General features: G+C 27.3%; 27 protein-coding genes. 1 reads left to right on the top strand and 26 read right to left on the bottom strand.

Annotated features, from left to right (window positions below; all coding sequences use genetic code 11):
• Nucleotides 1-15: 15 nt before the first annotated feature.
• Genes HV819_RS00580 through efp form a run of 16 tightly spaced genes read right to left on the bottom strand, consistent with a single transcriptional unit; the run spans nt 16 to nt 12,621 of the window.
• Entirely contained in the window at nt 16-2,091 is a 2,076-nt protein-coding gene (locus HV819_RS00580) for a bifunctional 4-hydroxy-3-methylbut-2-enyl diphosphate reductase/30S ribosomal protein S1 (RefSeq protein WP_154538851.1), read from the bottom strand.
• Nucleotides 2,088-2,687 carry a lysophospholipid acyltransferase family protein gene (locus tag HV819_RS00575; protein ID WP_176269296.1) on the bottom strand — a complete coding sequence of 200 codons (600 nt, stop codon included), beginning with the start codon at nt 2,685-2,687 and terminating at the stop codon, nt 2,088-2,090. The genes HV819_RS00580 and HV819_RS00575 overlap by 4 nt, the downstream gene beginning before the upstream one ends.
• Nucleotides 2,677-3,327 (bottom strand): (d)CMP kinase, encoded by a 651-nt coding sequence (cmk, locus tag HV819_RS00570; protein WP_154538853.1) that lies wholly within the window; start codon nt 3,325-3,327, stop codon nt 2,677-2,679. Before cmk ends, HV819_RS00575 begins: the two co-directional genes overlap by 11 nt.
• Nucleotides 3,320-4,540 (bottom strand): BaiN/RdsA family NAD(P)/FAD-dependent oxidoreductase, encoded by a 1,221-nt coding sequence (locus HV819_RS00565; RefSeq protein ID WP_154538854.1) that lies wholly within the window; start codon nt 4,538-4,540, stop codon nt 3,320-3,322. The genes cmk and HV819_RS00565 overlap by 8 nt, the downstream gene beginning before the upstream one ends.
• 8 nt (nt 4,541-4,548) lie before the next feature.
• Nucleotides 4,549-5,238 carry a pseudouridine synthase gene (locus HV819_RS00560; protein WP_154538855.1) on the bottom strand — a complete coding sequence of 230 codons (690 nt, stop codon included), beginning with the start codon at nt 5,236-5,238 and terminating at the stop codon, nt 4,549-4,551.
• Complete coding sequence (gene scpB / locus HV819_RS00555; RefSeq protein ID WP_154538856.1) at nt 5,225-5,758, bottom strand: SMC-Scp complex subunit ScpB; 534 nt, start codon at nt 5,756-5,758, stop codon at nt 5,225-5,227. The genes HV819_RS00560 and scpB overlap by 14 nt, the downstream gene beginning before the upstream one ends.
• A complete protein-coding gene (locus HV819_RS00550; protein ID WP_154538857.1) occupies nt 5,758-6,471 on the bottom strand; it encodes a segregation and condensation protein A in 714 nt (237 codons plus the stop codon). Before HV819_RS00550 ends, scpB begins: the two co-directional genes overlap by 1 nt.
• Nucleotides 6,461-7,000, bottom strand: a complete 540-nt coding sequence (locus tag HV819_RS00545; protein ID WP_154538858.1) for an NUDIX hydrolase — start codon at nt 6,998-7,000, stop codon at nt 6,461-6,463. The genes HV819_RS00550 and HV819_RS00545 overlap by 11 nt, the downstream gene beginning before the upstream one ends.
• Before the next feature lie 4 nt (nt 7,001-7,004).
• The gene (recN, locus tag HV819_RS00540; protein ID WP_176269295.1) at nt 7,005-8,693 is read right to left on the bottom strand and encodes a DNA repair protein RecN; all 1,689 of its coding nucleotides are present in this window, start codon (nt 8,691-8,693) and stop codon (nt 7,005-7,007) included.
• Nucleotides 8,694-9,146: an arginine repressor gene (locus HV819_RS00535; protein ID WP_154538859.1), complete on the bottom strand. Its 453-nt coding sequence runs from the start codon at nt 9,144-9,146 to the stop codon at nt 8,694-8,696.
• Entirely contained in the window at nt 9,143-9,976 is an 834-nt protein-coding gene (locus HV819_RS00530) for a polyprenyl synthetase family protein (protein ID WP_216629199.1), read from the bottom strand. Before HV819_RS00530 ends, HV819_RS00535 begins: the two co-directional genes overlap by 4 nt.
• Nucleotides 9,969-10,160 (bottom strand): exodeoxyribonuclease VII small subunit, encoded by a 192-nt coding sequence (gene xseB / locus HV819_RS00525; protein WP_154538861.1) that lies wholly within the window; start codon nt 10,158-10,160, stop codon nt 9,969-9,971. The genes HV819_RS00530 and xseB overlap by 8 nt, the downstream gene beginning before the upstream one ends.
• Nucleotides 10,153-11,334 carry an exodeoxyribonuclease VII large subunit gene (gene xseA, locus HV819_RS00520; RefSeq protein WP_176269293.1) on the bottom strand — a complete coding sequence of 394 codons (1,182 nt, stop codon included), beginning with the start codon at nt 11,332-11,334 and terminating at the stop codon, nt 10,153-10,155. Before xseA ends, xseB begins: the two co-directional genes overlap by 8 nt.
• A 2-nt stretch (nt 11,335-11,336) precedes the next feature.
• Complete coding sequence (nusB, locus tag HV819_RS00515) at nt 11,337-11,726, bottom strand: transcription antitermination factor NusB (RefSeq protein WP_176269292.1); 390 nt, start codon at nt 11,724-11,726, stop codon at nt 11,337-11,339.
• Entirely contained in the window at nt 11,726-12,040 is a 315-nt protein-coding gene (locus tag HV819_RS00510) for an Asp23/Gls24 family envelope stress response protein (RefSeq protein WP_154538864.1), read from the bottom strand. The genes nusB and HV819_RS00510 overlap by 1 nt, the downstream gene beginning before the upstream one ends.
• Before the next feature lie 23 nt (nt 12,041-12,063).
• Nucleotides 12,064-12,621 carry an elongation factor P gene (efp, locus tag HV819_RS00505; RefSeq protein ID WP_176269291.1) on the bottom strand — a complete coding sequence of 186 codons (558 nt, stop codon included), beginning with the start codon at nt 12,619-12,621 and terminating at the stop codon, nt 12,064-12,066.
• 142 nt (nt 12,622-12,763) lie between these two features.
• On the opposite strand from efp, the gene HV819_RS00500 reads away from it, so the two are divergent.
• Nucleotides 12,764-13,930, top strand: a complete 1,167-nt coding sequence (locus HV819_RS00500; protein ID WP_176269290.1) for a nucleotidyltransferase family protein — start codon at nt 12,764-12,766, stop codon at nt 13,928-13,930.
• 90 nt (nt 13,931-14,020) lie between these two features.
• On the opposite strand, the gene HV819_RS00495 is transcribed toward HV819_RS00500, so the two are convergent.
• The 10 genes from HV819_RS00495 to nifJ form a co-directional block, all read right to left on the bottom strand.
• Complete coding sequence (locus HV819_RS00495) at nt 14,021-14,296, bottom strand: ATP-binding cassette domain-containing protein (protein WP_407926325.1); 276 nt, start codon at nt 14,294-14,296, stop codon at nt 14,021-14,023.
• A gap of 28 nt (nt 14,297-14,324) precedes the next feature.
• Nucleotides 14,325-14,906, bottom strand: a complete 582-nt coding sequence (locus HV819_RS00490) for an ATP-binding cassette domain-containing protein (protein WP_176269289.1) — start codon at nt 14,904-14,906, stop codon at nt 14,325-14,327.
• Between the two features lie 696 nt (nt 14,907-15,602).
• Nucleotides 15,603-15,974, bottom strand: a complete 372-nt coding sequence (locus tag HV819_RS00485) for an SPASM domain-containing protein (RefSeq protein ID WP_176269288.1) — start codon at nt 15,972-15,974, stop codon at nt 15,603-15,605.
• A 314-nt stretch (nt 15,975-16,288) separates the two neighbouring features.
• Complete coding sequence (locus tag HV819_RS00480; protein ID WP_154538871.1) at nt 16,289-16,771, bottom strand: ATPase; 483 nt, start codon at nt 16,769-16,771, stop codon at nt 16,289-16,291.
• 2 nt (nt 16,772-16,773) lie between these two features.
• The gene (gene coaD / locus HV819_RS00475) at nt 16,774-17,265 is read right to left on the bottom strand and encodes a pantetheine-phosphate adenylyltransferase (RefSeq protein ID WP_154538872.1); all 492 of its coding nucleotides are present in this window, start codon (nt 17,263-17,265) and stop codon (nt 16,774-16,776) included.
• Nucleotides 17,243-17,803, bottom strand: coding sequence for a 16S rRNA (guanine(966)-N(2))-methyltransferase RsmD (gene rsmD, locus HV819_RS00470; protein ID WP_154538873.1), 561 nt, complete (start codon nt 17,801-17,803; stop codon nt 17,243-17,245). Before rsmD ends, coaD begins: the two co-directional genes overlap by 23 nt.
• The gene (locus tag HV819_RS00465; protein WP_176269287.1) at nt 17,803-19,782 is read right to left on the bottom strand and encodes an ATP-dependent DNA helicase RecG; all 1,980 of its coding nucleotides are present in this window, start codon (nt 19,780-19,782) and stop codon (nt 17,803-17,805) included. The genes rsmD and HV819_RS00465 overlap by 1 nt, the downstream gene beginning before the upstream one ends.
• 3 nt (nt 19,783-19,785) lie before the next feature.
• On the bottom strand, nt 19,786-21,351 hold the full coding sequence (locus tag HV819_RS00460) for a DAK2 domain-containing protein (RefSeq protein ID WP_176269286.1): 1,566 nt from the start codon (nt 21,349-21,351) through the stop codon (nt 19,786-19,788).
• 7 nt (nt 21,352-21,358) lie between these two features.
• Entirely contained in the window at nt 21,359-21,712 is a 354-nt protein-coding gene (locus HV819_RS00455) for an Asp23/Gls24 family envelope stress response protein (RefSeq protein WP_154538876.1), read from the bottom strand.
• A gap of 495 nt (nt 21,713-22,207) precedes the next feature.
• Nucleotides 22,208-25,738: a pyruvate:ferredoxin (flavodoxin) oxidoreductase gene (nifJ, locus tag HV819_RS00450; protein ID WP_154538877.1), complete on the bottom strand. Its 3,531-nt coding sequence runs from the start codon at nt 25,736-25,738 to the stop codon at nt 22,208-22,210.
• Nucleotides 25,739-25,783 lie beyond the last annotated feature (45 nt).

Genomic DNA, 25,783 nt, shown 5'->3' with positions numbered 1-25,783 from the left:
GTATTTTATCAAATATTATTCATCTGAAGATTCTTCATCAATCTCAATACCTGATAGCATTTCTTCAATAGCAAATCCAATGTTGTTATTTAAATCATTATCCCCAAAGTCATCACTTGATTCCTTTTGAGCTGATTTTCTTTTAGCTTTTGCATTAAATCTGTTTTTATTATCATTGTTATCACGTCTTCTTGGTTTTCTTTCACTTCTTTCTGGAGCTTCTTTTAAAGCTTTGATTGATAAACCAATTTTTTCTTCTTCTGGATCAATGCTTAAGATTTTAACTTCAACTTCATCTCCAACATTTAACTCATCAGATGGTTTTTCAACGTGGTCCCATGATATTTCAGATACGTGAATTAATCCTTCAACTCCATCTTGTACTTCTACAAAAGCACCAAAGTCTAATAAATTAACCACCTTACCTGTTATAACATCTCCTACTTCATGTGTATTTACAAATTCTGTAAATGGCTTTTCGAGTAGTTGTTTTCTACCAAGGGAAATTCTATTCTTTTCTTTGTTTAATTTTAATATTTTAACTTCTATATCATCACCGATATTTAATACATCTCTTGGATACTCTACCCTTGTCCAAGCAATATCAGATACATGAAGTAAACCATCAAGGCTTCCTATTTCTATAAATGCACCAAAATCTGTTAATCTTGCTACTTTACCTGTAATTACTTGTCCTTCTTCAAGCTCATCCCATTGTTCGTCTAATTTCTCTTCAACAATATCTTTTCTTGAAAGAACTAAACGATTCTTTCTTTCATCAATTGATATTATTTTAAGATCCCAATGTTCCCCAACAAACTTTTTAAAGTTTTTAACAAAATATGGGGCTATTTGACTTGCTGGAACAAAGCCATTGATACCCATAACTTTAACTGTTAGTCCGCCTTTGTTAGAGCCTACCACATCACCTTTAACAGTTTCTTTGTTTTCGTACGCATCTCTAAGGGCCTTCCAGTTTTTCATTCCTTCAACTCTTCTTGTAGATAAGGCTACATTACCCTCACCATCATCAAGCTTAATAACATAAACTTCTACTTCTTGACCTACTTCAAAATGATTTTTTGGATTTTCTCTTTCTTCTTCAGTCATTTCATCAAGCTTTACAATACCATCTGCACGATATTGAATGTCGACAAAAACTTCATCATCTTTTACATCAATAATTGTACCTGTAACAACATCCCTTGGGTATATTTTTTTCATACTGTCATCAATGCTGTTCATTAATTCTTCATTTGTTAAATCATCCATCCTATTTACTACCTCCTCGATAACCGAATCTGGTGTGGACGCACCAGCGATTACCCCTATTATATTAAATTTTGAGAGCTTTTGCAAAGGTAGATCTTTAACAGTTTCAATTCTAAGAACATTTTTACAATACTTTTGTGCAATTTGATAAAGTTTGTTTGTATTTGAACTATTAAAACCACCGATAACAATCATACAATCAACCTTCTTAGAAAGACTAAGACATGCTTCTTGTCTAAGTCTTGTAGCATTGCAGATTGTGTTTTCTATTACTACATCATCATTCGTCTTCTCTAACTCATGAGCAATATTCTCAAAAAAATCAATTCTGTTTGTTGTTTGACTAACAACATATAGTTTTGATATATTTGTAATATTTTTTGCTTCAGTCTCATCTTTTACTATTATACCATTATTTACATAAGATGCCATAGCTTTTATTTCAGGATGTTCCTTATCTCCAACAATTACTATTTGATATCCATCATCTTCTTTTCTTTTGATTTTCTTATATATATTTATTAATACAGGACAGGTAGCATCAACAACATTGTTTGAATTTTTTTTTAGCTCATCCTTAAGTTTTTGACTTATGCCATGACTTCGTATAATAATATTAGCATTTGAAATTTCTCTTACTTTATTCTCATCAATTACCTCTACTCCCTTATCTTCTAGCATCTTAACTTGAGTTGGGTTATGAACTAAAGGTCCTAGTGTATATGACTTATTTTCTTTATTACTTTCATTGTTTGCAAGTTCCACACTTCTTCTTACTCCACCACAAAATCCCGAATTTTCAGCTACTATTACTTTCATTTAACCTTCCTTTTGTATAATAAATTATGATTTTCATATATTTTCTCATAAGTTTCATCCATAATCTTGCTCATAGCATCTTTTGATTTAAGTTCTTTAAAATCAGATATTTCTATAGGTTTTTTTATATATAAGTTAGTTTTTTTTAATATTTTGTATTCTGATATTATCTCTATTGGTAATATATTTGTATTTGATTTAAGAGCAATAAAGCCTGCTCCGTCTTTCACATTTTCTCTTTTTATTTCTTTTACCCTAGTACCCTCAGGAAATATACCTAAAATTTGTCCTTTTTTCAATACCTTAATAGAATTTCTTAAAACCCCTAAATCCTTGCCATCCCTTTCAACAGGATATGCCCCAAGCAAGTCTAAAAATTTTCTCAAAAATGGATTTTTAAAAAGTTCTTTTTTGGCTAAGAAGTGTATTTGTCTATTTAATGATACAGCAACAAAGATGGGATCTAACATGCTTTTGTGATTAGCACATACTATAAATTTATTATCTTTTGGAAGATTTTCTATGCCATGAACATTTATCCTATATAAAGGAATTATAATAAATTTTATTAAAATATAAGAAAATCTATAAAACATCTTCTTTATCCATATAACTTATAATTTTACTGACTACTTCTTCTATACTTAAATTTGAAGAATCTATTACATATGCATCATCTGCTTTTTTTAAAGGAGATATCTCTCGATGAGAATCAATGTAATCTCTTTTTATAATATCGTCTTTTATTTCATCTATACTTTTGTTTATCTCTTTTTGCTCAAAACGTCGTCTAGCCCTTATTTCAGGACTTGCATCAAGATAAAATTTGTATTTTGCATTAGGAAATACAACTGTACCTATATCTCTTCCATCTAATATAATGGACTTATTTGAGGCGATTTTTCGTTGAAGTTTTACTAAATATTCCCTTACAGCCATGATTGAAGATACCCAAGATACATTTTCTGTTACAAAGCTATCCCTTATTTCTAAGCTTACATTTTTATTATTTAAATATACTTTATTATTTTTTATATCAATATTTATTTTCTCGAGTAATGATTTATTTATATTTTCATCTTTCTTAATATTGTTTTCTAGAAAATAAAGAGTAAGGGCTCTATACATTGAGCCTGTATTAAGATAAGATATTTCTAATTTTTTTGATAATTCATTTGCAATAGTTGACTTACCAGATCCACTAGGTCCATCAATTGCAATTATATAATTATTCATTTTTCCTCCTTATATCATTTGCACAAGCATATCCTTGGGAAAATGCCACTTGTAAATTATATCCTCCAGTTAAACAATCTACATCAATTACCTCGCCTACAAAATAAAGATTTGGAACTAACTTGGACTCCATAGTTTTTGGATTAATTTCATTACAGTCAATCCCACCGCTTGTTATTATGGCGGAATTTATATCTTTTAGTCCATCAAAACTTAAGTGAAAAAATTTGATTTCTTTAATTAATCTATGTCTTTCTTCTTTTGTAATTTGATTAGCCTTTATCCGATTATTTATTTCAGATCTTTCTAATATTATATCTATAAAGGCGTTTAAAAGTAATTTTTTTAGGATATTTGATATATCTTTATTAGGATTTTTATCAAACTCTCTAAGAAGTCTATTATCAATCTTTTCAAAATCTAAAGCAGGCTTAAGATCTATATACATTCTAATTACTCTACTCCTATTAATTAAAGATGAGAGTGTTAATACAATTGGACCTGTTATAAAGTCTTTAGCAAAAAGCATATCACCAAATTCTTTAAAATCCCCTCTATTTGTTTCTATATTAAGACTTACATTTTTTAAACTTATGCCATTTAATACATTTAAGTTTTTGTCTTTAAAAATAATAGGACATAATCCCGGAACTTGATGTATTATTTTATGTGAAAATTTTTTAGCAAACTTATAGCCGTCTCCAGTCGAACCTGTCAAAGGATATGAAAGTCCTCCAGTAGCTATAACGAGTTTATCAAATTCATAAGCACTTTGACTTGTTTTAACCTTGAATTTATCATCTTTATACAAATCTATTACATTCTCATTAAGTCTTAAGTTTATATTTTTTTTTCTAATTTGTTTTTCAAATAGTTTTATAACATCATTTGACTTCTCACTTTTTGGAAATACCCTATCTCCTCTTTGTATAGATAGTTTTAGATTATTCTTTTCCATATAATCCATAAGGGCATAATTATCAAAGTTTGTAAATGATGAATACATAAATTTCTTATTAACCACTATATTTTCTAAAAATTCATCAAAAAATTTGGCGTTTGTAATATTACATCTACCCTTGCCTGTTATAAAAAGTTTTTTACCTATCTTATCATTTTTTTCAATTAAGGTAATTTCGTTATTTTCAGTTTTTGCATTTATTGCAGTAAATACACCACTTGCCCCTGCACCTATTATTCCTATTTTTTCCATACCTATTCCTACAAACACCTTAAATAATTAATCTCTTCATTGCTAAGTTTGGCATAATCTCCGCTTTTTAGATTACCCAGCTTTATTTTTCCAATTTTAATCCTTTTTAAATCTAATACTTTCACTCCAAAATATGCAAACATTCTTCTAATTTGCCTGTTAAAGCCTTGATGAATTACAACTTTATATGTATTATCTGACAAATATTCTATATCGGATTTTGAAGTAATTTCCTTACTAGATAATTTTATAGGATTTTTAAAACTCGATAATTCAGTTTCTGAAAGTTTTTTATTCACTTTAACTATATATATTTTGTCTATAACTTTGCTTGGATGAATTAATTTATTTGTTATAGCTCCATCATTTGTTATAAGCATAAGACCATGACTGTCTTTATCAAGCCTACCTGCACAAAAAAATCTTTCATCTATATCTATTAAATCATTTAAATCTTTTTTATTGTATGGATCGAAATTTGACGAAATATAACCTATAGGTTTATTTAATTTTAGGTAAAACTTATCTTTTATTTCTAAAATTTTTCGATTTACTACAACTTCATCGTTATCTTTTACCATATAAGATAAATCTTCTACCACTTTACCATTTATATAAACTTGTCCATTTTTTACAAGTTCTTCTGCCTTTCTTCTTGAAGAAATACCAGATTTTGCAATAAATTTATTTATTCTCATCAGATTCTTCCTTAATATCTATCTTAGGTAATTCTTCTAAACTTTCTATATTAAAATGTTTTAAGAAATTTTCAGTAGTTACATATATAATTGGCTTACCTATTTTATCAAGCCTTCCATTTTCTTTTATTAAATTCTTAGATAAAAGAGAATCAATAGTTGATTGAGAATTAAGTCCTCTAATTTTGTCAATCTCCGCTCTTGTTATAGGTTGTTTATAGGCAATAATTGATAAAGTTTCAAGAGATGAGTTAGAAAGTTTACTGCTTGATTTTTTTACAAGCTTTGATATATATTTTTCATGTTCACTTCTTGTTGAAAATTGAAATTTACCATCGAAGTTTCTTATAAGTAGTCCACTAGTCTTAATGTTTCTCTCATTTTCCATATCTTTTAGTGCATCTTTTATCTCAGATTTTTTTGAATCATCAATAATCTTAGCAAGGTCGTCTATATCAATCGCTTCTCCCCATATATAGAGTATTTCTTCAATTATTCCTTTTAAATATTCTCTATCCATTAGCTATTAACTTCCCTTTTTAAAATCAAAAACTTATTTACATAATCTTGTTTTAAATAAATTTCCTTAGTCTTAACTAGTTCTAATAAGGCTAAAAATGTTCCTATACATGCATCCTTAGATTTAATTTCATTAATTATGGACTCAAGTCTTATTTTTTTTGTAAATTTTAAAGTATTTCTAACCTTAAGAACATAATCATTTACATCAAGTTTTCTTATAGTATTTATTATATCTGGTTTTTGTCTATTTTTTTCCTTAAATTTATCCATTATTTTTCTAAATTCTTTTGAAAGAATTTCTACGTCTTGGCTGATAACCTCCTCTTTTTCACTGTATTTTGACAAATCTTCTTGAAATTTGTAATAATATAAAAGACCTTTATTTTCAAGAACTTTCATATCATCTTCAACACTTTTTATTTTTTTATATTCTATTAAATATTCAAGGAAATCTTCTTCTACCTTATCACTACCCTCTTTTGGCATAAGTTTTGATGATTTAATATACAACAAAATAGAAGATATATATATAAACTCACTTAATTGGTCTATTGGAATTTCCATATTTTTAATAGTTTCCATATAAGGGTTTGTAATATCTTCTATCTTAATATCATAAATATCAACTTTTTGTTTCTCAATTAGACTTAATAAGACATCAAAAGGTCCTGTATAGACCTCTAAGTCAATATTTAAACTATTATCTTTCATCTAATATTTTTTTTGCATACATTATTGCTATTATTGTTTTAGCATCTGTTATCTCACAATTTATAACCATATTATAAGCATCTTCAATTTTTATACTTTCAACTTCCAAAAATTCATCCTCATCAAGTTCTAATTTAGACTCTTCTAAGTCTTTTGCTATAAAAAATGATAGTTTATCATTTGTAAATCCTGGAGATGCGTGCATATCAAAAAGATATTCTATATCTAAAGGTTTATATCCAATTTCTTCTTGAAGCTCTCTTTTTGCAGTTTCAATTGGTTTTTCATTAGACTCTACAAGGCCAGCAGGTATTTCTAAGCTAAATTCATCTATTGCTTTTCTATATTGTCGTACAAAATAAAGTGAGTCTTCCCCATCATAAGCAATAATCCCAACACCTTTCATGTGGTCTACTATTTCTCTTTTTGAATATTTTTTATCTGGCATTTCAACTGTTTCTACTCTTAATGATAGTATTTTACCTTCATAAATGTTATCTACTTTTATAGTTTTTTCATAGTTATCCATAAAATCATCCTTTTCTTAATCTCTCAGCCATATCTAGCATTTCCTTAGCAGAATCTTTTGTTTTATCTGTTATATCGACTCCACCTATAAGTCTTGCTATCTCATTAACTCTCTCTTCACCTTTTAAATTTGTAGAGGAGCTTATTGTCAAAGATTTTTCGTCATGTTTTTCTATAAGTATATGATTATTAGATAAAGAAGCTATTTGAGGAAGGTGGCTTATGGCTAAAATTTGCCTTTCTTTGGATAAATCCAATATCTTCTCACCTACAATTTGAGCAGTCCTTCCACTTATACCTTGATCTATCTCATCAAAAATCATAGTATCTATATTGTCAAATGTAGAAAAAACTTTTTTAAAAGCAAGAACAATTCTTGATATTTCACCACCTGATGCAGTTTTCGACAAACTTTTTAGCTCTTCTCCCTTATTAGTTTTAATCAAAAAATCAATGTTATCAAAACCATTTGGGTCAATTCTCAATTTTTTACTAAAATCTATCCTAAAATCAGCATTTTTTATATTAAGAGATTTGATTTCGATAATTATCTTTTCTTCGAGTTCTTTAGCCTTATTTTTTCTAATATATGACAAATTCTTTGCCATACTTTTTAGACTTTCATCTATATTTTTAATAGAATTTGAAATTTTATCTTTATAATTATCAATTTTATCAAGTTCGTCATATCTTTTTTTTATTTTATCTTTGTAAGTTAAGATTTCTTCTATATTATTACCATATTTTCTCTTTAAATCAAATATTTTTTGATTTATCATCTCAAGTTCATATAATCTTTCAGGGTTTTGATCAAGACTATCCTTATAAAAATCTAATTCAGAGTATATTTCATTTACAGAATCTATAAGCTCATCCACTTTTGAGTTTATTTCTTTTATATTATCATCAATATTCGAAAAAGAAGAAAGACTCGATGAAAGACTTGCAAGCATTGAACTAATTGATGGACTATCATAGTCATATGAAGATAAGTGCTCTTCGCATTTTTCTATGCATTCTATAATCTCAGTAACTGAATTTAATCTCTTATACTCTTGGTCTAATTTCTCTTCATTAATATTTTTTAAGTCAACTTGCTCTATATCATCTAATTGATATGAAATCAATTCTTTTTCTCTTGATATTTCCTCTTGAGATAGATCAAATTCTTGATATTTTTTTAAAAAATTATTTTTTTCAATATACAAGGATTCTAATTTTTTTCTAATACTATTACTTTCCGTATCATTTTTATAAGAATCAATTATGTCCAGGTAATTATTTTTATACATAAATATATTTGTATCACCTTGTTTATATACATCAATAAGAAATTTAGATATATCTTTTACAAGATTTAAATTAGTAATCCTACCATTTATCCTTATTGATGATGACTTATCACTTATTGTTCTTGTAATGATTAATTTATTATCATCAAAAACAACATCCATTTGCTCTAATATATTTATAAGCCTATCATCAAGTAAAAAAACAGCTTCTATAATTGTTTTATTATCAAATTTCCCTATAATATCCTTATTAGCTCTCTTTCCTAATACGATATTTATTGCATCTAAGATAAGTGATTTTCCAGAGCCAGTCTCTCCTGTTATGACATTAAAGCCCTTATCAAAGAATATATGATCTCTCTTGATAATAACAAAATTATTTATAAAAAGCTCTGCTAACACCTACTTCACCATACTTCTTAAAGTTTCAATCAATTCGTCTATTTCATCAAGATTTTTAGGTGTAATAAATATTGTATCAAGACCAGTAACAATTCCACCTATATTTTCAAGCTTAGCATTAGTTATATAAAGCCCACAAACTGTAGCTGTATAAGATATAGTTTTAATAACTACAAGTTGATAACTTCTTTCAACAGCAAGAACAGATTCTTTAAATATTTTTTCCATTCTCTCATTTAAAGAATCATAAACAGTATCAATCACTGTATATTTATATTCATAGTCATCTGTTTGTACTTTTGAAATCCTAAGCTCTTTGATATCTCTAGAAATTGTTGCTTGAGTAGCATCTACACCTTGTTCCTTTAACAATCTTGATAATTGACTTTGTGTCTTTACTTCGTTATTCTGAATAATATCTAAAATTAATCTTTGTCTAGTATATTTTTTCATTTAGTCCTCTCAGTTAAATAATCAATTAAGTAAATATGAAAATCATTATTTTTGAATTTATTAATATTTTCCTTAGCCTTATTGTTAAAATCTAATAATAAGCTATTAGCTTCATCTAACGATTTACATGATAGTATATTAAGTTCATTTTTTTCATTCTTATCTAATAAATCATCCTGAATTTGAAATGATAAACCTAAATAATAAGCGTAATTTTCCAAAGCTTTTAATTTATCTTCACTTAGTCCATTTAATAATCCAGCCATAACACACGCCGCCATAAATAATCTAGAAGTTTTATTTTTATAAACTTCTAATATATAGGATAAATCAATTTCCAAGTTTCTTCTTAGGTCATATACCTGACCTTTTATCATACCATCTATTCCACTAGCTTTTGAGAGATAAAGCGATGCATCTAGAAAACGTTGCCCATTTTTAGCCAAATTTAATGAATTTTCAAAAGCCAAATTTAATAAACTATCACCTATAAGAATTGCAATATCTTCACCAAACTTCTTATGAACCGTCGGCTTTCCTCTTCTTAGATCATCATTATCCATTGATGGAAGATCATCATGGACTAGAGAATAAGCATGTATCATTTCAATATTTAATGCCATTTCAATAATCTCATCATTTAGATAACTTTTTTTAGTTAGCATCTTATAGGATTCTAGAAATAGTATTGGTCTAATCCTTTTTCCCGAATCTGTTGCATACCTTAAGGCTTCGTTTAAAGGATTATCATCCTTAAATTTTTCTTCAAATGCCCTATCAATTATTTTCTTATCTTCTTTTAAAATTGTTTTAAAATCTTCTTTATTCATCATTACCACTATCTATAATTTTTATCTTAGCCTTATACTCATCAATTTGCTTATTTAAATTATTATATATATCCATAGCTTCTTTGTATAAGTCTATACTTTTGTCTAAATTATCCTTATTTTCTTCAAGCTGATTAAGTAAAGACTTCATCTTTTTATAATTATCTTCAAATGTATTATTCATATTTTATCTGTGCTTTCACTTCTCCATCACTAAAAACTATCTTAACAAAATCATAATCTTTCAAAGAAAATTTAGAATAAATATCATAACCATCTAAACTTTTAATGGATATAGATTTACTTCTTATATCTAATATTTCTTTGATTGAAGAAAGCTTTATATTTAAATTTTCAATCAAAGACTCTTTTTGTCCTATTCTATCGTTTAAAATATCTTTTATGCTTTTAAAAGATATATCTATTTCATTTTTTTTCTTTTCGATAAGGCTGTTAGGACTAAATAAATCTAACCTTTGTTTTAAATATGAAACTTCTATCTCTTTAAGTTCTAAATTTCTCGAGAAAACTTTTTTTATCTCAATAAAAGAATCTTTAAAATCTTCTCTAAGTCTTTTATAATTTCTTACAAGATAAGAGCCAGCCTCAGTTGGAGTTTGTAAAGATATATCACTTACTAAATCTGTAAGTGAATTATCTATTTTATGTCCAATAGCAGAAACTATTGGTGTATTTAAATTATAAATCATCTCTACTAAATCTTTTTCATTGAAAACTTTTAAATCTTCCTTACTACCACCACCACGAGTTAGTACAATGCAGTCTAAGTCCATATCTTCAAGTCTATTAAGTGCTTTAATTATTTCATCTTTTGCACTACTTCCTTGAACTTTTACTGGATAAAGGAAAATCTCAATATCTTGCATTTCCTTATTTATTACTGAAATAAAATCAACTATTGCAGCCGACTTACTAGATGTTATAAGTCCAATATTTTTAGGATAATCTTTGACTTTCTTTTTTCTATCTAAATCAAAATAACCTTTTTTGTAAAAATCTTCTTTTAACTTTAAAAAACGTAAATATTCGTCAGATAGGCCTGAAACTTTAATATCTTTTATCGCAATAGTTAACCTTGAAGAGTATGTAGAATAAGTAAGATTTCCAATTATTACTACCATATCTCCATTATTTATATTTTCAAAGTCCTCATTTTTATAGAAAAAAATAGCACAATCTACTATATCATTATCCTCTTTTAAAGAAAAGAAAATATGCACATGCGATACTTTTAAATTAGCTATTTCCCCTTCAATACTTACATTTTGAAATAAAGGATCATACTTAATAGATGTCTTTACATACTGATTAAATTGTTTTACACTTAAAGACTTCAAAACTATAATCTCTTTTTAGAAATTTTACCAAGTACACTGTTAATAAATTTATATCCATCACTTGTAGAATATTTTTTTGATAAGTTAACAGCTTCATTTATAGAAACACTTACTGGAATCTCTAAGTAGAAAATTTCATTTATACTTAAAAACAAAATAGATTTATCAGCCTTAGATAATCTATTAAAAGAAGACTTTCCAATTTGATTTAGTATTATTTCATTTATATCGTCATAATTTTCTAAATATGATTTTAAAGATAAGTAGCAAAATGAATCTTCTCCTAAGTCTATTTCATGATTATAAAACGAATCTTTAATATTACTTACTTCATTTATTTGATTTTCAAATATTATCTTAAAAATCCATTCTCTTTGTTTTTTTCTATTCATTATATCTTCAAACTGTTTACTTGGACATTAACTCTTTTTACAAGAAGTCCTGTCATAGTTTCAACTTGCCTTTTTACATTTTCTTGAACGTGTTTGATAGTTTTTCTAACATTAACATCTGCCCTAAGTACTAAATTTAAATCTATAGTTACAAAGCCTTCAAACACTGAAATATTAGATGCTTTTTTAAGCTCTTTACTATCGAGTTCTTCTAATTCAACAACTCCATTTATTTCTTCTGCCGCGGTTTTTGCTATTGTTTCAATAGTTTCATTAGCGATTTTTACACTACCGTATTTAAACTCTCTAGCCATCTTTACTCCTTTTTACCTAAAAGTTAAACTCTAGATAAATATTCTCCATTTCTTGTATCGATTTTAATAGTGTCACCTTCATTAACAAATACTGGTACATTTATAATTGCTCCAGTTTCAACCTCTGCAGGTTTTGTAACGTTAGTGGCTGTATCACCTTTTATTGCTGGCTCAGTTTTAACTACTTTTAACTCTACAAAGTTTGGTGCTTCAATAGAAAAAGGTTTATTCTTATAAAATCTCATTGTTGCTGTATCATTTTCTCTAATATATGATATAGCCTCTTCTACTGCATCATGATCCACTGGAATTTGTTCAAAAGTTTCTGGATCCATAAAATAATATAATTCACCATCATTGTACAAATATTGCATATCTTTTGTACTTATTATAGCTTGTTCAAACTTTTCATTTGGATTAAATGTTACATCTTTATTTCCACCTTGCATAACAGATTTTATTTTAGCTCTTACAAATGCTGCTCCCTTGCCTGGCTTAACATGTTGGAAATCTATTACTTGATAAACATCCCCATTATATTCAAAAGTTATTCCTTTTCTTAAATCATTTGCTGATATCATAATTCCTCCTGATTGACTCTTTTTATCTTATTATACCACTTATAGAAACTTTTTTAAATTGATATGCAAATTTATGTAAAATTAACCTATATTTTTTCATATAGTAAAACATAAATCTGATATAATATAAGTGGTGATTAAAATGAAAAAAATAGGAATTATATCAGAATTTAACCCATTTCACAATGGTCATGAATACATATTAAAAGAAGCTAGAAAAATATCTCAAGCTGATATTCTTGTAAGTATAATGAGTGGCGATTTTGTCCAAAGAGGTCAAGCAAGTATTATTGATAAATATAAAAGAGCTAATTGTGCAATTAAATATTCTGACCTCATTGTTGAAATGCCTACATTTATAAGTTTACAATCTGCAAACTTTTTTGCTTATAAAAATATAGAATTATTAAATAAGATTAACATAGACTACTTAGCATTTGGAATTGAAAATATTGAAGAAAGTCAATTTTTTGATTATGCTAATAAAATTATCGATAATGAAGATAAGATAAATTTTAAGATCAGAGAGTTTATGGATAACGGATACTCATATACAAAAGCTTCTTACTTAGCAAGCAATGAAATAATAGATGATACTTTATTTTTAACATCCAATAATATTCTTGCCCTAGAATATATAAGGGCTATCAAAAAAATAAACTCAAATATAAAGCCTATAGCAATAAAAAGAATTGGAGCAAACAATAGAGATTTATCTTTAGGAAAAGATATTTTCTCATCATCAACATCTATAAGAAATAATATAGAAAATGAAAATATAAATACATACTTACCTAAATATTCTTATGAAAAAATCCTTGCTTTTAAAAATGAATATAAAAATTTTCCAAAAGATGATTATATATATAATATTTTTAGATATAAAATTCTTGTAGAAAAAGCTCCAATGAATAAGTGTCTATGTTATGAAAATGGAATAGATAATCTGCTAAGAAAACTAGCTGAAAATAATAACAATTATAAAGACTTTTTAGAAAAAGCAATAAGTCAAAGATTTACAAAATCTAGAATTAGAAGACTAATTTTAAACTATTGCTTAGATAATTTTACAGAGTTGAATAATATAAACATTAACTTTTTAAAAGTCCTATCCTTTAGCGAAGATTCTAAAGTTTTATTAAAAAATAAAAATATAAATTTTGTAATTAGAAAAAAAGATGCCGACTCTTTAAATTTAGATAATAAAAAAATCTATGATAAAATGGTTGATTCTTCCAATCTTTACTCTCTTATCATAGGTAGAGAATTAAACTATGATTTTACTAGACATATAAAAATCACTGAATGAAAATAAAATAAGACTCTATAATAATTTGTTTCTACAAAACTACAAGTTATTATAGAGTCTATTATAATATTTTTATAAATTCTTAATTTTTTACTTGAAATTCTCAATATTTAATATTCCATCAAATCTTTCAAGATAATTTTCATCTTGATTATGCGTTATTACTATTCTTGTTAAATCATTTAAGCTAAAAATCAGTTTTTCGATTACTTGTGCTGATTTTGGGTCTAATCCTGAAGTTGGTTCATCAAAGATTATTATCTTTACCTTATTTACTAAAGCTCTTGTCAATTCTATTCTTTTCTTTTCTCCTCCAGAAATAGTATTCTTATTAAGAATATTATTTTTGACCTTATTAGATAAAATTTTTAGTCCAACTAAATCTATAACTTTATTATAAAGACTTACATCTATAATCTTTATACATACTTATATTGTTATATAAACTATCCTTAAGTATAAAATTATCTTGAGGTATATAATATATTAAATCATATATATCTTCTTCTTTAAATTGCTTTAATGGTATATTTTCAAAAAATATATTACCACTATAATCTTTTTCTATTTTCATTAATATCTTTGCAGGAGTTGATTTCCCTGAGTCACTAGAACCTATAATAGCATATGACTTGTATTTATCAAATTTAAAATTAAGGTCAGAAAAAACTAGTGTTTTTTTATATTTGAAACTTAAATTATTTATAGTAATTTCTTGCTTTGGTGTAATTATTTTTTTAGATTTTACATTTTCACTTTTGATTATCCCAGAAAATATCTTATTTTTTATGCTTTTAGATGCATTAAGTTCTACAAAGTGTCTGAATCCATCTGCTATAGCATTTGATGATGTTGACACAATTGTAATTGCAGAAAGTATCATAGTTGAATCTAAACTATTAAAAGAAATAAGTAAAGAACATATAGATACATTAATAATTAAAGTTATCCCACTTAAAGTAGTCATTGTTTCCATTAACATTCTTTTACTTATATTCAATTTTTTAATTGATTCTAATACTTTTTTATCACTTTTAGAAAAAAATCTACAAATGATTTGCTATTTTTTGATTGTTTTATTTGTAAATATCCATCTAAAGATTCATATAATTTATTCAAATAAATCTCATTATTATTAGAATATTCCATTTGTAAAAAATTAATTTTTTTTGCAAAAATTTTTCCTACAAATAAAGGAATAAAGGATACAAATATAGCTGTTAACATTATTGCTACATGTATTCTTACCAAAAAAACAAAAATATTAAAACTTGACCAAGATACATACATGAGTAAACTAAATTTAATAAATAATTTAATCTAAATTGATCTACATCTTTATCAATAATATTTATATAATAGCTAGTATCAAATTTATATTTTGAAGTTTCCATCTTATATAAAGATTTCATATAATAATCTACTCTTATATCATCACTAATGTTTATAGTGAAATCATTAGCATATTTTTGACTTATATACATACACAAAAGATAAATTAGAAAAAAAAGATAGATATCCCTATATAATATGTAGATTCTATAAATTCCCCATCTAACATAAGTCTTGTAATATTGGATAGGTTTAAAGAAGAATACTAAAAAAACATATAGCAAACCAACTAGTAATTAGAGATATTATAAGAGATTTTTTATTTTTAAAAATATATTCTTTAATCATGATCTTGATTCCTTGATTTTTCCTTTATATATTTATCTTTAATTTTTCTTTTAAATTCACATAATCTTCCATGATTAAATTTTTTATAAATCAAAATAGATGCTGGACATACAGAGCAAGAATTTTTATTTATACACTCTTTACATCTTTTAAATTTCCTAATAGATTGTAAACTATTTGTTATCTTTCTGAATTTAGAATTAAAAATATATCTTTTATTATATTCTCCTAATTTGTAATCATCATGTCCTAAAAACATATGACAAGGTATAATATTTAGAAATGGATCAATTGCAAAAGAATGGATCCCTGCATCACAAAATAAATCATCATAATAAGAACTTGAAAACGATTTGTCTGACATTAATTTATTAGCTATATTGTTTTCAATATCTAAATTATTTCTTTATCTATATCTTTAAATTCTAAAGTATCATCACCATAACAATCTACAATAAGTGTCTTTGTATTTATTTAAGCAATATTTTTAAAAATTTTAAAAATTTGATTTTAATAGAATATAACATATTATATTTAATTAATTATAATTGAATTTATTATATATAAGATAATTAATATTATTACTTAGAATATTAGTATTGTAATATTTTAGATAAAAAATAAACTCTAAATCATAAAAACTATGCATTCTATGATAAAGAATTCATTTTTTAATTCTTATTTTTGATTTAATATATGTTGCCTGTTTTTTTCTAGAGATTGAGCTAGTTTATTAAAATTGTCACTAGATTTAGAAAATAATTGATCTACATATTGATAAGATTGTTTTTTAATACTATTTGCTTGATTGTTTGCTTCTTCAATTATTCTTCTAGCTTCATCTTTGGCCTGAGTTGTTATTTGATGTTCCGAAATCATCTTTTGATATTGGTTTTTAGCTTGTTCTTTGAAATTATTAATTTGACTATTAGCATTTTCTATTTTTGACTTAGCTTCATTTTCTGCTTCTTGTAAAATTCTATCCTTTTCATCATTAATCCATTGAGCATTTTTAATTTCTGCTGGTAATGAATCTCTCATTTCTCTTACAATTTCAAATATTTCATCTGGGTCTACTGAAACCTTTCTAGAAAATGGAACAGAACTAGCATTATCCATTATATCTTCTATTTCATCAATTAATTCATTAATATTTGCCATAATTACCTTCCTCCTATATCAACCTTATCTTCTATAGCTTTTTTTACATTTTTTGATACAAATTTGGATACATCTCCACCAAAACTTGCTAGCTCTCTCACTCCGCTTGAACTTATAAAGGAGTATCTTGGGTCTGATAGCAAAAATATAGTTTCAAAACCTGGATAAAGGCTAGAGTTAAATTGTGCAATGTTAATTTCATATTCATAATCAGTCACAGCCCTTATACCTCTGACAATTGTCTTTGAATTTTCTTTTTTTGCAAAATCTACTAGCAAACCATCAAATTCTTTTACAACAACATTATCTAACTTGTATTCTTTTATGTCTTGCTTAATTAATTCTATTCTCTCTTCAATTGAAAAAAGAGTGTGTTTGACTTCATTTATTAATATAGCTACCACAACTTCATCAAACATTTTACTAAGTCTTTCAATTATATCTAAATGTCCAATAGTAATTGGGTCAAAGCTACCTGGATATATCACTTTCATAGCAATAAAATTTCACGATTTTCCTTCCATATTTTTTTTCTTTGATTAGTCTTAAATAATCCATGTCAGAAAAATCTAAATTTCTATCTGATTCGCTTATTATTATACCATTATTCTTCAATAAATGATAGTTTAATATAAGCTCTAGACTAATTTTAAGATAATCTTCTTTGTAGGGAGGATCTAAGAATATGTAATCAAATTTATAAGACTTATCCCTACAAATTTCTAAAGTTTTTCTAAAATCTCCTTTTATAGTTTCATTCTTTTTGTTAGAAATTTTTTCTAAATTTTCTTTAAGTATCTGATAATTAGACCTGTTTAATTCTCCAAATACAACAAAACTTGCTCCATGGGACAGAAATTCTATACCCATTTGACCAGTGCAAGCAAATAAGTCAAGTGCTGTAAAACTTTCCTTATAAGGATATAGTATAGTAAATATTGCCTCTTTTACTTTATTATCTGTTGGTCTTGAGTTTTTTGCTTTTGGAGATTTAAGATTAAATCCCTTATAGATTCCTGATATTACTCTCATTAGTTTAGTACAATTCCCTTATCAATGTTAAAATAATTTTCTAGATATTTTAGGTTTATATTTTTGAAATTTTCCTCTTTTGAAAATTCGAAAATTTCAAAACACAAATTAATCTCATTTTCTTTTAAGTTAAAATAGTCTATGTCATTTAAGTTTTTACCATGCTGAATTGTAGATAATATTTTCCCAGCACCTCTAAGCTTTAGATCTTTTCTAGCAATTTCAAAACCATCGTTAGAGTTTTTTATAATATTAAGCTTACTCTTTTCATTGAATTTTTCACATATTAAATAGCAATAAGACTCATACCTCCCCCTACCTATTCTTCCTCTAAGTTGGTGAAGAGAAGATAGACCAAAATTATTGGCGTTGTATATAAGCATAGTATTAGCATTTTTAACATCTATACCAACCTCAATTATAGTTGTTGATATAAGTATATCTATATTTCCCTTTGAAAATTCTTTAAGTATATCTTCTTTTTCAATTGATTTTAATTTTCCATGAAGCTTTTTAACCTTATATTCTCTAAAGTTACTCTTATAATAAGAATATAAGTTTTCAACAGAATTCTTATCATCACTATCTATAGAATCACTTACTATATAAACTTGCCTACCCTCAGCTAATACTTTTTTTAACTTATTATCAATTGAGTTTCTCATAGATTCAAGAATTATTTCTGTTCTTATTTCTCCTCTTCCCTTAGGTAGCTCTGTTATTTGTGATAAATTCAACAATTTCGAAATTTTTAGATAAAGTGTTCTAGGTATAGGTGTAGCAGTCATTGTAAGATAATTAGCATTACTTCCCTTTTGATAGAGACTTTGTCTTTGTCTTACACCAAATCTATGTTGTTCATCAGCTACTATAAATTTCAGATTATTAAAATCTACATCGTCAACTATTAAGGCATGGGTACCTATAAGAATGTCAATTTTACCTTTTTTAAGATCCATTTTAATCTTATCTTTATTTTTAGTCGATGATGTAAGAAGAGAAACTTTAAGGCCAAAAGATTCAATAAAATCTTTGTTTTTCTCATATTGTTGACTTGCTAGCACCTCTGTTGGTACCATCATTGCAGATTGATATTTATTTAAACCAAAAATAATCATACTTATGATTGCTATAATTGTTTTTCCACTTCCAACATCTCCACAAAGTAGTCTATTCATAGGACTATTGCTATTTATATCATTTAAAATGTCGACCAATGACTTATACTGACTTGAGGTTAGCTTAAAATCAAGTTTTCTTAAAATTTCATCAAGATTATACTCTAAATCTAATTTTTGATAGTAGTTCTCCTTATTCATCAGATATATAAAAATCAATTCTTTTAAGAAATCTACAATTTTTATTTCAGACTTTGCTTTTTTTAATTTAATAATTGAACTTGGGCTATGAATTTCCTTTAAATTTGATAATTTACTAGAAAATTCAAACTTTCTTATTAGCTTGTCACCTAAAAAATTTTCATCCATATTGTAGTATTTTAAGGCCTCATTGATAAAATTTCGTAGGTTATTATTTGTTATAGATCTAGTTAAAGAATAGATTGGAATGATACTTCCAATACTTAAATCTTTAAGATTTGTAAACATCGGGTTATAACATTCAAAATTTTGCCCATCAGTTTTAACTTTGGTATAAAACTTATATGTCTCACCTATCTTCAGTTTTCTTGGTGAAAACTTATCATTAAACCATATTAATTTTATTTTTTTTTCATTTTCACTAGCATAAAGATAAGATATGGTAGATTTTCTTGAATACTTCATATAAATTTTTGATTCGATAGTCCATTCAAAATAGTGCTTGTTTTCATCAATATTTGAAGATAACATAAATTTTTTTGACCTATCCTCATACTCTTTTGGATAATAATTATATAAGTCACTAACTGAATTTATTGATAATCTTTGCAAACATTCTTTCTTCTTTTTACCAATACCCTTAATATCAGTAAGATCCATTATTTACTCCAAGGTAATTGTGTAATAATAAAGAGGTTGACCTCCATAAATCAATTCTACATCAACATCCTTAAATTTCTTTTCAATAGATTTTGAAAATTTCTTAGCTTCCTTATCATCAACATCCTCACCATAGTATATGGTAATTAAAGAAGTATCTTCATCGACAGCCTTGACTAAAGTATCCTTGGCAGTCCTATCTATAGTTTTTTTGCTTGTTACAATCTTATTATCAACAATTCCTATATATTCATTCTTTTTAATCGAAATATTATTTACACTGGTATCCCTGACTGCTATAGTCACTTCGCATACTTTGACATCTTCAATAGCTTCATTGAAATTCTCCATATTTTTATCTAATGACTGAGACTCATCAAATGATAAAAGTGCAGAAAATGATTCTGGTATTGATTTAGTTTCAACCACTCTACAATTTTTTTCGGATAAATCACAAGCTTGTTTAGCACTCATTATTATATTTTTATTATTTGGAAAAATTATAACATTTTCACTATCAATTTTTTCAATGACCTTATAGATATCTTCAGTAGATGGATTCATAGTTTGTCCGCCTGAGATAATTTTATCCACATTTAGGCTTTCAAATACCTTATCATATCCCTCTCCTCTGGATATAGCAATAAAACCATATTTTTTAGAAGGTTTTTTATTAATATTAATATTTACTAAAACACCTGGATTTGTATTTTCTATATTTAACTTAATCACATCATAATCTTTGATTATATCATATAGGTCATTTAAGCTATCACAATCAAAAGACACATCAAGTAACCCATTATCAATGTTTGTGCTTAAAGATGATGATATGTTATAAAATTTTTCTTCTAAAATTTTATAATCCTCATCTATTAATAAAATTAAATCAACATTATAGGATTTTGAAGGAATATCTTTTATTTCAAGTTTAGATAAGTCTGTTTCAATATCAATATCAGAATTAAGGGCTTTGAGAGCACCTTCTAATAAAAACATAAGTCCTTGACCACCTGAATCTACTACTTTTGCTTCTTTCAATACTGGTAGCAGATTAGGTGTATCTAATAAGGCCTTTTGACCTTTATTAATAATTTTTAAAAGATACTTATCTATATCAATATTATCTATATAAGAGTTTTCTGCTTCTTCAGCCATCAATCTTGATACTGTAAGAATAGTGCCTTCAGTAGGTTTCATTACAGCCTTATATGCTGTTTCATTGGCAACTTTAAAAATCTCCTTAATCTCTAACGCACTAATTGTATCTTTTCCCTTAATAGCCTTAGCCATACCCCTACAAAGTTGGGATAGGATAACTCCTGAATTTCCACGAGCCCCCATTAAGGTACCTTGGCTTAGAAGCTTTGCTATCTCATAGCAAGAACTTGTATCAATGCTCTTAACTTTGTCTACTCCAGACTTCATTGTCATAGTCATATTTGTACCAGTGTCTCCATCTGGCACTGGAAATACATTTAAACTATCCACAATATCTCTTTTCTCATTTAAAAGTTCGAAAGCCTTCACAATAAGGATTTTGAACTTAGAACTATCAATTTTCTTCATAATTCACCTAATTTTTAATTCCTTGAACTAATATATTCACATGATTTACACTAACATTTAGAGAGTGTTCAATATTATATTTAACATTTTCTATAATATTTTGACATACCACTGCGATTCTAACACCATAATTTAGTATCAAAGATATTTCTACTGTTACTGAACCGTCTATATTCCTTGAAACTTTCACACCCATATTCATATTATCTAGACCTAAAAGTTTATATATTCCATCTTTTGTACTTCTGCTTGCAAGTCCTACCACTCCATAAGACTCTATAACAGAAGATGCAGCAATATTTGCAATTACTGTTTCTGATATACTTACTTTACCGTAATTGTTTTTATATTTAATTGCCATATACTCCTCCATTAATTTTCTTCTAATTATCATTATACCATTAATTAGTCTCCTAGTATAATTGTATAAAAGTATTATATATAGTAATTTCTAAGATTGTCAAACATATGTGATAATCCTAGAAAAAAGTAAGCTTCAATACCCTATAACTGTCTATAATTTATTGTAAGTTATTTGTAATTTATATTAATCTATGTGTATTTTTATATTTATTAACATTTTCCATAAAGTTACTATGAATTTTACTTAATATAAGTGTTGCATTAGTTTTACAATTTATCAGACAATAAAAATAACCTTAAATTTGTTAAAAATCAAATTTAAGGTTATCTTAGAGTTAATATTTAATTTTAAGAAACAAGCTAATTATGAGTCTGAAGCGATATAATATAGTTTTAGTCGTTTTATTTAATCAATTTAAACCTATCATGTAAGCACTTTTAAAAACAATTATTGTCTAGAAAATATTAGCAAGTTCTAATTTAAATGATTTTCCTATTTTCCAGCTAATCTCTTGTATGTTTGATATCTATCGTTAGCAGCTTTTTCTGCTTCTTGATACAACTGATCAGCAGTTTCTGGGAATGATCTCTTAAGTGAAGAATATCTTACTTCTCCTTGAATAAATTCTTGGAATGATTCTTTAGGTTCTTTAGAATCTAATTGGAATGGATTCTTTCCTTCATCAGCAAGTCTTGGATCAAATCTCCATAAGTGCCAGTAACCTGCATCAACTGCTTGTTTTTCTCTAAATTGAGATTTACCCATACCAATTCTGATACCGTGGTTGATACATGGAGCATAACAAATAATTAGAGATGGTCCATCATAACTTTCAGCTTCTTTCATAGCTTTTATTGTTTGATTTTGATTAGCTCCCATAGCTACTTGTGCTACATAAACATAACCATATGAAGTCATCATCAAGCCAAGATCTTTCTTTTTAACCTTCTTACCACTTGCAGCAAATTGTGCAACTGCTGATAATGGTGTAGCCTTAGATGATTGTCCACCTGTATTTGAGTAAACTTCTGTATCAAATACTAGTATGTTTATATTTTCTCCACTAGCAAGTACATGGTCTAGTCCACCAAATCCTATATCATAGCTCCATCCATCACCACCAAAAATCCATACTGATTTTTTAATCATATAATCTTTTAATGTATAGATTTTGTGTAATAAGTCTTTAGCCTTTTCATCTGATACTGATCTAGCTTTATCTTCAAGGTTTATAATCTTAGCTGTTGCTTCTTTAGAAGCCTTAACATCTTCTTTTCCCTCAAGCCATGCATTAAATGCTTCACTTAATTCAGAATCAATATTAAGTTCATTAAATTCATTCATATATGTTTCAAGGAGTAATTTATTTGAGTCAGCTGCAAGTTTCATACCATATCCATATTCTGCTGCATCTTCAAATAGAGAGTTACCCCAAGCTGGACCCTTACCGCAAGCATTTGTTGTATATGGTGTAGCTGGTGATGAAGCTCCCCAGATTGATGAACATCCTGTAGCATTTGCAATGTACATTCTATCACCAAATAGTTGAGTTACAAGCTTGGCATATGGTGTTTCACCACAACCAGCACAAGCACCTGAGAATTCAAGAAGTGGTTGTTTAAATTGAGATCCTTTAAGTGTCATTGGATCCATAACATCTTCTTTATATCCTACTACTTCATGTGCATATTCCCAATGATCTTTTTCAAGTTCAACTTGTTGTTCGAAAGGTTTCATTAGCAAGGCTTTTTTTGGAGCTGGACATACATCAGCACAATTTCCACAACCTGTACAATCAAGTGGTGAAACTTGAATTCTGAATTCATAACCATCCATTCCTTTACCAATTGCTTTCTTTGTTTCAAATCCTTCCGGTGCATTTGCTTTTTCTTCTTCTGTTACTAAGAATGGTCTAATTACAGCATGAGGACAAACATATGAGCATTGGTTACATTGTATACAATTATCTATTTGCCATTCAGGTACATTAAGAGCAATTCCTCTTTTTTCATATTTAGTTGTACCTGGTTCAAAGTCTCCATTAGTACTATCTTTGAAAGCTGATACTGGTAGTTCATCTTCTTTTTGCTCAATCATTGGTTTAACGATATTTTTAATGAATTCTGGAAGTTCTTTTTCTTCTTTTTCTTCATCTTTTGCATCAGCCCAAGATTCAGGAACTTCAACTTTAACTACTGCATCAATTCCTTCATCTACTGCTTTGTAGTTCATATTTACTATGTCGTCACCTTTGTGACCATATGATTTAACTATAGAATCTTTTAAGTATTTAACAGCTTCATCTATAGGAATTACTTGTGATAAGTTAAAGAATGCTGATTGCATTATCATATTTGTTCTTGAACCTAATCCTACTCTTTCAGCTATGTGAGATGCATCAATAATATAGAATTCTATATTGTGTTTAGCTAAATATCTCTTCATTTTTGCTGGAAGGTGTTCTTCAAGTTCATCTACTGACCATGAACAGTTAAGTAAGAAAGTTCCTCCATCTTTAAGACCTTCAAGTAAGTCATATTGATTAACATAAGCTGGTTTTGAACATGAAATAAAGTCAGCTTCATCTAGTAGGTAAGTTGATTTAATAGGGTTTGAACCAAATCTTAAGTGAGATACTGTTAAACCACCTGATTTTTTAGAGTCATAGTCAAAGTATCCTTGAGCATACATTTCTGTATTATCACCAATGATTTTTATTGCTTGTTTGTTAGCACCAACTGTTCCATCAGATCCAAATCCCCAGAATTTGCATCTGTGAGTTCCCTCTTGTCTAATTCTTAAGTCAGTTCTTTCAAGTGATTTATATGTTAAATCATCAGTAATTGAAAGTGTAAAGTCATCTTTCATTTCACCTTCAAGATTGTTAAACACTGCTTCAATATCTGCAGGTATTGTATCTTTAGATGAAAGTCCATATCTACCACCAATTATTTGTGGTTTATCTTCAACATCATAGTATGCTGATTTAACATCTAATAATAATGGTTCGCCAATTGAGCCTTTTTCTTTTGTTCTATCAAGTACAGCTATTTTCTTAACTGTTTTTGGTATAGCTTTTAATAAGTGATCTTTAGAGAATGGTCTGTAAAGATGAACTTCTATCATACCAACTTTTCTTCCGTCTTCTATTAACTTATCAATTGCTTCTTCAGCTGCTTGACAAACTGAACCCATAGCTATAATAATTTCTTCAGCATCATCTGCACCATAGAAATTGAATAATTCATAATTTGTTCCGATTAATTCATTTATCTTGTGCATGTAATTTTCTGTGATTCCAACGATGTCTGTATAAGCTGGATTAGAAGCTTCCATTCTTTGGAAGAAAATATTCTTTTCAGATGTACCAATTGTTTTTGGTCTTTCTGGATTTAATGATTCATTTTTAAATTTATCAACTGCTTCATAATCTACTAATGGAGCTAAATCATCATAATCCCAAACTTCTATTTTTTGAATTTCATGACTTGTTCTGAAACCATCAAAGAAGTTGCAAAATGGAATTCTTCCTTCTATAGCTGATAAGTGAGCTACTGGAGATAAGTCCATTACTTCTTGAACTGAGCCTGAGCATAGCATAGCAAATCCTGTTTGTCTTGCTGCCATAACATCAGAATGATCTCCATAAATTGAAAGTGCGTGAGTAGCTAAAGTTCTAGCTGCAACATGGAATACACCTGGTAATCTTTCTCCAGCAATTTTATACATATTAGGAATCATTAATAATAATCCTTGACTTGCTGTATATGTAGTAGTAAGTGCTCCTGCTGCTAATGCACCGTGTACAGCTCCTGCTGCACCTGCTTCTGATTGCATTTCTTTAACTTCTACTGGTCTTCCGAATACATTCTTTCTACCGTTTGCTGCCCATACATCTACTGATTCAGGCATTGGTGATGAAGGTGTTATAGGATAGATTGTTGCAACATCAGTAAACGCATATGATACGTGAGCTGCTGCTGTATTACCATCCATAGTCTTCATAGCTCTTTTAATTGTCATTTAAGACCTCCTAAAAATTATATGAATCAATTATCGTTAACACTA

Source organism: Anaerococcus faecalis, from assembly GCF_013371425.1.
Classification (GTDB): domain Bacteria; phylum Bacillota; class Clostridia; order Tissierellales; family Peptoniphilaceae; genus Anaerococcus; species Anaerococcus porci.
This window is presented reverse-complemented; position numbering and strand designations above follow the sequence as displayed.

What these genes read in the sequence shown, in the direction of transcription:
- cmk (WP_154538853.1), bottom strand. Translation starts at nt 3,327, where the DNA reads ATGAATAATTATATAATTGCAATTGATGGACCTAGTGGATCTGGTAAG.
- HV819_RS00490 (WP_176269289.1), bottom strand. Translation starts at nt 14,906, where the DNA reads ATGGAAACAATGACTACTTTAAGTGGGATAACTTTAATTATTAATGTA.
- HV819_RS00535 (WP_154538859.1), bottom strand. Translation starts at nt 9,146, where the DNA reads ATGAAAAAATATACTAGACAAAGATTAATTTTAGATATTATTCAGAAT.
- HV819_RS00530 (WP_216629199.1), bottom strand. Translation starts at nt 9,976, where the DNA reads ATGAATAAAGAAGATTTTAAAACAATTTTAAAAGAAGATAAGAAAATA.
- HV819_RS00460 (WP_176269286.1), bottom strand. Translation starts at nt 21,351, where the DNA reads ATGAAGAAAATTGATAGTTCTAAGTTCAAAATCCTTATTGTGAAGGCT.
- HV819_RS00480 (WP_154538871.1), bottom strand. Translation starts at nt 16,771, where the DNA reads ATGGCAAATATTAATGAATTAATTGATGAAATAGAAGATATAATGGAT.
- HV819_RS00545 (WP_154538858.1), bottom strand. Translation starts at nt 7,000, where the DNA reads ATGGATAACTATGAAAAAACTATAAAAGTAGATAACATTTATGAAGGT.
- HV819_RS00560 (WP_154538855.1), bottom strand. Translation starts at nt 5,238, where the DNA reads ATGAGAATAAATAAATTTATTGCAAAATCTGGTATTTCTTCAAGAAGA.
- HV819_RS00510 (WP_154538864.1), bottom strand. Translation starts at nt 12,040, where the DNA reads ATGGCTAGAGAGTTTAAATACGGTAGTGTAAAAATCGCTAATGAAACT.
- xseB (WP_154538861.1), bottom strand. Translation starts at nt 10,160, where the DNA reads ATGAATAATACATTTGAAGATAATTATAAAAAGATGAAGTCTTTACTT.
- HV819_RS00455 (WP_154538876.1), bottom strand. Translation starts at nt 21,712, where the DNA reads ATGGCAATTAAATATAAAAACAATTACGGTAAAGTAAGTATATCAGAA.
- HV819_RS00580 (WP_154538851.1), bottom strand. Translation starts at nt 2,091, where the DNA reads ATGAAAGTAATAGTAGCTGAAAATTCGGGATTTTGTGGTGGAGTAAGA.
- HV819_RS00465 (WP_176269287.1), bottom strand. Translation starts at nt 19,782, where the DNA reads ATGGATCTTACTGATATTAAGGGTATTGGTAAAAAGAAGAAAGAATGT.
- nifJ (WP_154538877.1), bottom strand. Translation starts at nt 25,738, where the DNA reads ATGACAATTAAAAGAGCTATGAAGACTATGGATGGTAATACAGCAGCA.
- HV819_RS00575 (WP_176269296.1), bottom strand. Translation starts at nt 2,687, where the DNA reads ATGTTTTATAGATTTTCTTATATTTTAATAAAATTTATTATAATTCCT.
- efp (WP_176269291.1), bottom strand. Translation starts at nt 12,621, where the DNA reads ATGATATCAGCAAATGATTTAAGAAAAGGAATAACTTTTGAATATAAT.
- HV819_RS00565 (WP_154538854.1), bottom strand. Translation starts at nt 4,540, where the DNA reads ATGGAAAAAATAGGAATAATAGGTGCAGGGGCAAGTGGTGTATTTACT.
- rsmD (WP_154538873.1), bottom strand. Translation starts at nt 17,803, where the DNA reads ATGAGAGTAATATCAGGAATCTATAAGGGATTTAATCTTAAATCTCCA.
- HV819_RS00550 (WP_154538857.1), bottom strand. Translation starts at nt 6,471, where the DNA reads ATGAAAGATAATAGTTTAAATATTGACTTAGAGGTCTATACAGGACCT.
- HV819_RS00500 (WP_176269290.1), top strand. Translation starts at nt 12,764, where the DNA reads ATGAAAAAAATAGGAATTATATCAGAATTTAACCCATTTCACAATGGT.
- HV819_RS00485 (WP_176269288.1), bottom strand. Translation starts at nt 15,974, where the DNA reads ATGTCAGACAAATCGTTTTCAAGTTCTTATTATGATGATTTATTTTGT.
- scpB (WP_154538856.1), bottom strand. Translation starts at nt 5,758, where the DNA reads ATGGATAGAGAATATTTAAAAGGAATAATTGAAGAAATACTCTATATA.
- nusB (WP_176269292.1), bottom strand. Translation starts at nt 11,726, where the DNA reads ATGAATAGAAAAAAACAAAGAGAATGGATTTTTAAGATAATATTTGAA.
- coaD (WP_154538872.1), bottom strand. Translation starts at nt 17,265, where the DNA reads ATGAAAGTGATATATCCAGGTAGCTTTGACCCAATTACTATTGGACAT.